This window comes from Methylibium sp. T29 (genome assembly GCF_000576205.1).
GTDB lineage: Bacteria > Pseudomonadota > Gammaproteobacteria > Burkholderiales > Burkholderiaceae_C > Methylibium > Methylibium petroleiphilum.
Map to the genome: position 1 here is coordinate 1 of NZ_AZND01000510.1, position 1,196 is coordinate 1,196.

Here is a 1,196-nt window from a genome sequence, read left to right on the forward strand (position 1 = left end):
CGCTTGTATGTTCAGACCAGGCCAGAACGGTAGAGTCTGATCGCCGTTGAGGCGACCAGACCGGCCCGTGCAGCTTGGTACGCGCTGGGGCCATCGAGCCCGTTACTGAGTAGAGAGCGCACGGCCGCCGTGCTGGTCTTCCTGAAGCCCGAACGGTTACGCGCGCCGGCCTGGCCGAGCGCGCATGCACAAGCAAGGGATCCGAAGACCATGTCTGCTTCCTCAGTGGTGGTGGGCATCGACGTGGCCAAGGCGCATGTCGATGTCTCGGTGCTGGGCGCCAAGCTCGATGCCCAGCGGTTTGACAACCAGGCCGAAGCTCACTCGGCGTTGACGGCGGCCTTGAAGCCGCTGAACGTGGCGCTGCTGGTGATGGAGGCCACCGGCGGCTACGAGACGGAGTTGGCCTGCGCGTTGCAGGCCGCGGGCCTGCCCGTGGCGGTGGTCAACCCGCGCCAGGCGCGTGACTTCGCCAAGTCGATGGGTCGTCTGGCCAAGACGGACAAGGTGGACGCTCGCATGTTGGCGGAGTTCGCCGCGGTGCTGCTGCGCCGCGACGATCTCGCCCGCTTCCTGCGCCCGCTGGCCGATCCGCAGCAGCAGTGGCTGGCCGCGCTGGTCACACGCCGGCGCCAACTGCTGGCCATGCTGCTGAGCGAGCGCCAGCGGCTGCAGATCACGCCCAAGGGCCTGCACCCGAGCATCGAGGCCATCGTGGCGGCCATCAAGGCGCAGCTCGACGAGATCGAAGGCCAGATGGTCGCTCACGTGCGCGAGCACTTCGCAGAGCTCGACCGGTTGCTTCAGTCGGCCAGCGGCATCGGCCCGGTGGCCAGTGCCACCCTGATCGCCGAGTTGCCCGAGCTCGGCCGGCTCAACCGGCGCGAGATCGCCGCGCTGGTAGGCATCGCACCGATGGCCAACGACTCGGGCTCCAGCAAGGGCCGACGACGCATCCAGGGCGGGCGCTTCGACGTCCGCCGCGTGCTGTACATGGCCGCGCTGACCGCCAGCCGCCGCAATCCCGCCATCAAGACCTTCTACGACCGCCTGATCGCCGCCGGCAAGCTGCCCAAGGTCGCCTTGGTCGCCTGCATGCGCAAGCTCCTGACCACGCTCAATGCCATGGTCAGAACCAACAAGCCCTGGGACAACTCGCTTCACGGCGCTTGACTCGGAAGACGGTTACTCAGTAC

1 protein-coding gene is annotated in these 1,196 nt (G+C 67.6%); it reads left to right on the forward strand.

Annotated elements, in window-relative coordinates; genetic code table 11:
- Positions 1-210 precede the first annotated feature (210 nt).
- Positions 211-1,173: an IS110 family transposase gene (locus x551_RS22450; RefSeq protein ID WP_036236721.1), complete on the forward strand. Its 963-nt coding sequence runs from the start codon at positions 211-213 to the stop codon at positions 1,171-1,173.
- The last annotated feature ends 23 nt before the right edge of the window (positions 1,174-1,196 follow it).

Bases quoted from the DNA above. Each gene is read 5' to 3' on its own strand.
- x551_RS22450 (WP_036236721.1), top strand. From the start codon at position 211: ATGTCTGCTTCCTCAGTGGTGGTGGGCATCGACGTGGCCAAGGCGCAT.